This is a genomic window from bacterium, assembly GCA_022616075.1.
Taxonomy (GTDB): domain Bacteria; phylum Acidobacteriota; class HRBIN11; order JAKEFK01; family JAKEFK01; genus JAKEFK01.
The window spans coordinates 1-7591 of record JAKEFK010000319.1 but is presented as its reverse complement, the minus strand read 5'-3'; the positions used below and the strand labels follow the sequence as shown (position 1 = coordinate 7591).

Sequence of the window (7591 nt, the reverse complement as noted above, 5' to 3'; positions counted from 1 at the left end):
TTGATCATCCACGTTCTCCTTTCTGTTCCAAAACTGCTTCACTGTTGAGAAACACTTTTTTCAATCGGTTTAACGTTTCCACATCCGGGGCACTCCACATTCCACGGCCGGCGGCTTCTAAGAGGCGTCCGGTCATTTCGCGAAGCGCCCATGGATTGTTTGATTCGCAAAATGCTCTGCTCGTTCCATCGAGTACGTATTTTTCAGCGACCTGTTGATACATCCAATCATCGACAACTTGCGCGGTTGCATCGTAGCCAAACAGGTAATCCACGGTTGCGGCCATTTCCAATGCGCCTTTGTATCCATGCCTTTGCATAGCACGCAACCATTTCGGATTTGCAACACGCGCGCGAAAAATTCGGCGGGCCTCTTCATGCAGATCGCGGTTTCGCGCAACTTGCGGATCGCCGGAATCTCCCAACACAGCCATCGGTTCGTGCCCGGCAAGTGAACGGATCGCAGCAATCATGCCGCCATGAAATTGCATATAGTCATCGCTGTCGAAAATGTCGTGCTCATAGTTGTCCTTGTTTTGCACCGCAATATCGGTCGCTTTCAGTCTTCGTTGGAATTCTTCCTGAGCCGGTTCACCATATAAACTGTTTGTATACGCATAGCCGCCCCATTCCAGATAAATGCGAGCGAGATCGTTACTTGTCTCCCAATTCGATTCACTAATCGCCTTTAAAATCCCTGTGCCATAAGATCCCGGCTTATTTGAAAACAAACGATAGCGGGATTTTTCTTTTGCCATCGCAACACCGCTGTGGCTCAGTTCCGACTCATCAAATTGAATGTGCTTGCGCATAAAATTCTGATGTTCCGGTTCATCCAATTCCGCAACAACATTTACAGCGTGATCCAGCAGTTTGACAATTCCAGGAAATGCATCGCGAAAGAAACCGGACATCCGCACAATCACGTCGATCCTCGGGCGCTTCAGTTCTTCTAACGAAATCACTTCAAGTCCGGTCATTCTGTTATTTTCTGTTTGCCAGACAGGACGCATCCCCATCAGCCATAACGCTTCTGCAATGTCATCCCCTTGTGTTCGCATGTTCGATGTGCCCCAAATTGTGAGACCGATTGATTCCGGATAATTTCCATTGCGATCCAAATATTGCTGCAACAAATCATTTCCAAGACGCTGTCCGACTTGCCATGCGAACGGTGACGGAATTGCGCGAGCATCCACTGAATAAAAGTTGCGTCCGGTTGGCAGAACGTTGATCATTCCGCGTGTTGGCGCGCCGCTTGGCCCGGGAGGAACCGAACGACCTTCTAACCCTGACAGCAAATTTGTAATTTCGTCATCCGTGCGATTTAACTTCGGAATAATGTTTTCAATCAAAAACTCTAACGTCTGCCCAGTTTTGCCATTTGGAGGGAAATCAAGAAATCGCAAAGCGGAATTTAACACTGTTTTGTCGAAATGTAATTCCGCCAAGTGCGTTACGAGTTTCCTGGCAATATCATCGATGCGGTTCACAATATCGCCATGAGTCCGTGCAGGTCTCCGGTCACATAGCCTAACGAATTGGGGGAGCAGAGGATCGGTGTATTCGCACCCAAATAGCTGCGAATCGTTGATCGTTTCGGAATTGAAGTTTAAATCCTTTGCGATTGCGTTGCGGATGCCGGTGAATCCTGTTGAGTCCAATCGAATTAGCGCAAGTGCAAGATTGATGAACTGCTCGCCCTGCGGCAATTGCCCCAGAGTGTGAAGACCATCGCGAATTTGCAAATCGCCGATTTCACAGAGATATCCATCGATGTGCTGAATAAATTCACCATACTTTTCATGATTCGGTTTTGCATCGACACCTAAATCCTGGTGCAGATTTGCTGCCACTACAGCATTCCAAATTTCTTGCTGGATGAGCGGCGCTTTTTCAGGATCGGTTCGCTCAGCATTTGCGTAGGTCCCAAGCAGTTGTTGCAACCGCGCCAGTTCATCATACGTTTCCGCTTTGGCCATCGGCGGAATCAGATGATCAATAATGCACGCATGCATTCTTCGTTTTGCCTGTGCTCCTTCTCCGGGATCATTCACAATAAACGGATAAAACACAGGCACATCACCGATTGCTAGTTCGGGATAGCAGCCGGCGGAAAGTCCGAGAGCTTTACCTGGCAACCATTCCAGAGTTCCATGTTTGCCACATTGAACGATTGCGTCCGCGCGAAAAACATCGCGCAGCCAGCGGTAAACACCGAGATAATGATGAGTCGGAACAAGATCGCCGCTGTGATACACAGCTAATGGATTTTCTCCAAAACCACGGGGAGGCTGGATCATCACAAAAACATTTCCATATTGTTTTCCGGCAACATAAATCGAATCACCATGCCGATAGAATGAGCCCGGGGGAGGCCCCCATTCTTTCACCATCATCGTTTGACTGGTTTCCGGAAAATCCGAAAACCAGCCGGCATATTTGCCCGCTGTGTATCGTGCGTTTGAAAAACGGATTTGATCTTCGGTGAGAAATTGTGTGTCGTAGCCACCGCATTCGATCAATTCCTCCATCAGCGCATTTCCATTCTCAGGAATGTTTGTAACTGTGTATCCTTGATTCTGTAAGTTTTTTAATAAATGAACGACCGATGCGGGAGTGTCCAAACCGACTGCGCTTCCAATCCTTCCGTGCCTGTTTGCAAAATTCGTCAGAACGACAGCCACCCGTTTTTCTGAGTTTGGTTTGCGGTGCAAAATCGAGTAACGCACTGCAAGGTTCACGCATGCCTTGATTCGGTCATCCATCGATTCGGATCGCAAATGTGAGTCGTCCCGGGATTTGTCATCATGCATATTTCGCTGTTGACGGAATCCAACGAGTGGACCAATAATCCTTCCATCAAACTCCGGAAGAACGACTTTGGTTGCCGCATCCCATGGAGGCAATCCAGAAGCGCTTTGTTCCCATTCCTCCACTGTGAGTGAAGTCGTGATCGCTTGCACGAAAGGAATTCCGAGTGCGACTACCGATTCGAACATTTCCCCGCATGCCGTCGTTGTTCGCTCTTCCTGCAAGAGATCGGCGACTGCGTAACTAAACAAACTGATTACACAATCTACCGTTGGCTTTGAATCGGACACAAAGTATTTTGAAAAGATGTTTGCGGTAACATCCTTCGCTGCTTCATCGCGCAAGCTATAACAAAAAACAGGCAAAGCATTGTATCCGGTTACTTCAATCTGGCGGATGAGCGAATCGATGATGGCAAGATCACCGCTTTGCCAATACGCGCGATAAAAAAGAATTCCGATCGCGGGAACCGATTCCCGCCAATACAACCCGGCAAACTCTTTCAGCGATAGTGTCGAACAAGCGAAACGATTTTCAGCCTCAGGATGATACAGACCTGCATCGGGCATTTGCGATGGAGGTTCAAAACCAAATGCAGTGGCCAGGTGAGTGTCTGCAATGTGAAGGAGCAGGTTCTTGTAATTCTCAATCCCGCCGGCAGCCAGATATTGAAACGCCGCAACTGAATGTTCGGTCGAAACATTTGAAATTGCATTGAGCTCGGCATCAGGGTTCAAATCGCCAGGCAATGCGATCAGTTTGCGTTCATTCAAGCGGCAGAATTGCTGAAGCCTTGTAAACCCACGCTCGAAGTAGCTTTTGCCTCCGAGAACGCGAACAATCAAGATGCCAGCGTCGCTGGCATTATCCTTCAGGAATGCATCGATCTGTTCATCGGTTTGCAACGTTGCGCTATCGAAAACCCGAACGGATGGAAAGTCAGCCGGCAAGGCTTTTGATGCAGTTGCAACCATTAATCTTTCGGTGGCTGCTGGGGAAATGAAAATGATCATTGTTCAATCTCACTTACAAAACGTTCCATGAGCATTACGGCTTTGTCCATTTCGTGCGCCATGGTTAATTAATGCAATTTCTGCCTTTGCCACCTATTCCAGCAATACCGAAATGTATTCAGACTCTCCAGCAGATGATCGAATTGAAACACTTCGAGGATGATAGTCTCGCGGTATGCAAACTCCTCAATTCTTCTAAATAATTTCCGAATGCTAAGCCGGTCTTTTCTGGATAGGCCATTGTGATCCACTCCACGCTTCAAGCCATGAAGATGAATGACTTTTGTCTTTGCCATGTGTCTTTTCAAATGAGTGTTCACAGGATGACTGTTTACGCGTAGGTGGCCAATATCAATGCACTTTGATAGACCGTAAGTGTCGACGAGATCTGTGACTAATGAGAACGGATAAGCAAGATTTTCTACACATAACGATCCGGGAACGATACCCATCGAAAGCAATTCTTCTGTCGATTTACGCAGTTGATCGCGCCATTTCCTAATATCCGCACAAATTTTTCCATCAGGAGTTTTGTTTACATAATGAAAAACAAAGTTTTCACAATCGAATGAGCGGCCAATTCGATAAATGTGCTCGATCATACGAACTGATTCTCTGCGGATCGTTTCATCATCGTGGCCTGTATAGGCATCGAGTGGAAGGTGAACGGAATAGCGGATATTTTTTTCCGAAGCCAGACGTTTTAAGTGATCCACAACGGAAGGATCCGGAAGATTGGAATACCTTAGACCTTCAAAAAGAGGAATTTGTATTTCATCAAAAAAATCGCCAAGCAACTCCACATTAGGAAGAATTTGACCAGGATATATATAGGAAGTGCAGCCAAGACGAAATGGGAAATGGCTTTTCAGGTCTTTAAACGGCTTCAAAAGTCCCGCCATCTGCTCAATAGTTAGTTTCATTTTCGTGGCTCCAGAATGCCCATCAGGAGCTTCATGTCGATCTGATCTCTTACGAAATTGGCCCATTGTTGAAAGGGCCAATCTTGATCCTGTCTTTGAGCAGGTAAAGGGCTCAGGCTTCTGTTTTTTCGGATTTGATTGAGAAAGTGGCGGCGGAATTCAGGTTCATCAAAGATTCCATGAATCGATGTGCCGTAAATTCCACTGCAATCATCCGCATAACCTTCTGGCACTGAAACTCCATTCGATTGAATGGCAAACCATGGTTGGGAAAGTTTACATGTAGTTCGGCCGTGATGAATTTGGTATCCGGTAATCTTGGCTATGTGATCAGCAGTCGTTCCTGTGACTTGTACGGTCCTTTTGTCGCGTTCAAAATTTGTCTCGCTTGGAATGATGCCAATCGCACTTGTGTTCTGATAAGAAGACTCCACGAGATGGGGATCCAGAATACGTTCTCCAAGCATTTGGAATCCCGCACAAATTCCGAGAACATTGAATTTCCGTTGAGCGGATCGCAGCAGACTGAAGAATCCGCGGTGTCGGATGTCCAGCAAATCCGCAACCGTGTTTTTACTTCCTGGCAGGATAACCAGATCGGCGTCCATGCATTCTGATGAAGAACTCACAAAGCGGAGATCCACATCTGGTTCGAGCATTAAGGCATCGAAATCTGTAAAATTCGATAAATGCTTCAGTAACACAACCCGGATTCGGATCGGATCTTCAACTGTTGACGTTTTGCTTCGACGATGAAGTCCGTCTTCTTCTGGCAATGCCATTTCGGGATAGTGGGAAATAATTCCGAGCGTAGGTTTACCCGTGCGATTCGCGAGGAACTCGATACCGCTGTTTAACAGCGATCTGTCACCACGAAATTTATTGATTAGAAAAGCCGCAATTCTGTCGCGTTCTTGCGGTTCGAGTAGTTCCAAAGTCCCTACAAAGGACGCAAAAACCCCGCCTCGATCGATATCTCCCACCAGAATGACCGGCGACCCTGCAACTTCAGCAATTTTCATGTTCACAATGTCTTGATGCTTCAAGTTGATTTCGGCAGGACTACCTGCGCCCTCAATCACCACAACATCGAACCGATCCTGTAACCTTCGCAAAGCTCCAACAATTTCAGGAAAGATGATTTTTTTGTAAGCCGCATATTCGCCGATAGTCATATTTTTTACTGCCCGGCCAAGTAAAATGATTTGCGCCTGAGTGTCTTTGAATGGCTTCATCAAGATCGGATTCATGTCTACGTGAGCATCAATTTGGCATGCTTGCGCCTGCGCAGCCTGCGCTCTGCCAATCTCACCGCCTTCCGGAGTAACAAAGGAATTGAGCGCCATGTTTTGCGCCTTAAATGGGGCAACTTTATAACCTTCTTCAACCAGGATTCGGCAAAGTGCAGCGACGATTACACTCTTTCCAACACCCGATGCGGTTCCTTGAATCATCAAAGTTTTGGCAGACAAAAAGAGCCTCCGGCGCGCTGGATTAAGAGTGATATGGCGAGTGACGAAAAAAAGGAATGAAAAACCGAGTGCCGCACAGAAACCTCCTTTCCCCATCGGAAGGGGGCGGCTCAGTCTTACTAAAGGTTTCCTGACTTGCGACGGCCTACTCTTTGCGCCTTCCCATTCGCCATGCGAACAGTGACATTCTGCAAATTTCGTTTCGCTTACAGTAGCGGGGCTGCAACGGATTTACACCGTTTTCCCTTCAAGCAAAACACCAAGTTGATTACAGAAAGAACAAACAACGCGGGAAAATCTTGGAGTGGTTACTCCTTCCCGCGAAGGCGATTCGCTATTGCGAACCCTTTCCGGTTCCTGACTCATTCGCCTCTCAGCGAAAATACAGTTGCGGGGCAGTAACGGATTCCCACCGTTTTCCCGAAGTTCAGATTCTAACAATTTAAAGAATGTGCGTCAAGATATTAGATATGCGTTTCGCGCCTTTTCAATCCTATCGGAGTACTCAGCAACCATAAGAAGAATGGACCGCCGAGTGCGGATGTAATGACACCAACAGGGAGTTCTACCGGATGAAAGAGAATACGCGCGAACAGATCGATCCAAATTAAAAAGATGGCGCCGATGAGTAGTGAAACCGGCAACACAAGTCTGTGATCGCTTCCAACAATAAGTCGCACTGCGTGTGGAATCATCAATCCAACAAAAGCGATCGTACCACTCACAGCAACAATTACACCCGCCGCAAGAGAGATTACAACGAATAGTTCACGGCGGAAACGTTGAGTATTGACACCCAGAATAGTTGCGGATTCTTCACCGAGACTCAAGGCATTTAGAGCACGCGATTGTAGAAGCAGATATATTATTGCGGCAAGCATGACAGTAGTGAGCAAACTCACTTCAATCCATCGTGCACCTGAAAGGCTTCCAAGCAGCCATGCCAAAACAGAACGAGCCAACTGTTGATTGTGAGAAGTCAAAATGATGAAGCTGGTGATTCCTGAACAAAAGTACGAAACACCGAGTCCCGCCAGGATCAATCGCATTGTCTCTACCCGCCCGTGTATATATGCAAGGAGATATACAAAAACAAAAGCCACGAGCGAGCCTAAAAATGCGCCGAAGGAAACCGCATAAATTCCTGCAAAACTGAATACGCTAAATAAAAGAATTGTCACCGCACCTACCGATGCACCCGATGAAACGCCCAGGATGAAAGGGTCGGCAAGACGATTCCGAACGACTGTCTGCATAACCACACCTAAGATTCTTCTTGCAATCTTGCTTTTGGCTTCCGTGATAGTCGCGGTTGTGATTGGACCAGTAAAGATACCATTCTATGCTGTTTGGAAAATTATTCTGTTTCA

4 protein-coding genes and 2 riboswitches are annotated in these 7591 nt (G+C 47.0%); all 4 genes read right to left on the bottom strand.

All coding sequences use genetic code 11. From position 1 onward, the window contains the following. Positions 1-4: 4 nt before the first annotated feature. The 4 genes from cobN to L0156_25290 all read right to left on the bottom strand — a co-directional run bounded on the left by cobN (position 5) and on the right by L0156_25290 (position 7477). On the bottom strand, positions 5-3826 hold the full coding sequence (gene cobN / locus L0156_25305) for a cobaltochelatase subunit CobN (protein ID MCI0606318.1): 3822 nt from the start codon (positions 3824-3826) through the stop codon (positions 5-7). 68 nt (positions 3827-3894) lie between these two features. Next, positions 3895-4749 carry a sugar phosphate isomerase/epimerase gene (locus L0156_25300; GenBank protein ID MCI0606317.1) on the bottom strand — a complete coding sequence of 285 codons (855 nt, stop codon included), beginning with the start codon at positions 4747-4749 and terminating at the stop codon, positions 3895-3897. Next, positions 4746-6221 (bottom strand): cobyric acid synthase, encoded by a 1476-nt coding sequence (locus tag L0156_25295; protein ID MCI0606316.1) that lies wholly within the window; start codon positions 6219-6221, stop codon positions 4746-4748. The genes L0156_25300 and L0156_25295 overlap by 4 nt, the downstream gene beginning before the upstream one ends. A 102-nt stretch (positions 6222-6323) precedes the next feature. Further along, positions 6324-6509: riboswitch (cobalamin riboswitch) on the bottom strand. A gap of 42 nt (positions 6510-6551) precedes the next feature. Continuing rightward, positions 6552-6686, bottom strand: a riboswitch (cobalamin riboswitch). Then, on the bottom strand, positions 6686-7477 hold the full coding sequence (locus tag L0156_25290; protein ID MCI0606315.1) for an iron ABC transporter permease: 792 nt from the start codon (positions 7475-7477) through the stop codon (positions 6686-6688). It overlaps the preceding riboswitch by 1 nt. Between the last annotated feature and the right edge of the window lie 114 nt (positions 7478-7591).

Coding starts and splice junctions, on each gene's coding strand:
- cobN (MCI0606318.1), bottom strand. CDS start 3,826: ATGATCATTTTCATTTCCCCAGCAGCCACCGAAAGATTAATGGTTGCA.
- L0156_25300 (MCI0606317.1), bottom strand. CDS start 4,749: ATGAAACTAACTATTGAGCAGATGGCGGGACTTTTGAAGCCGTTTAAA.
- L0156_25290 (MCI0606315.1), bottom strand. CDS start 7,477: ATGCAGACAGTCGTTCGGAATCGTCTTGCCGACCCTTTCATCCTGGGC.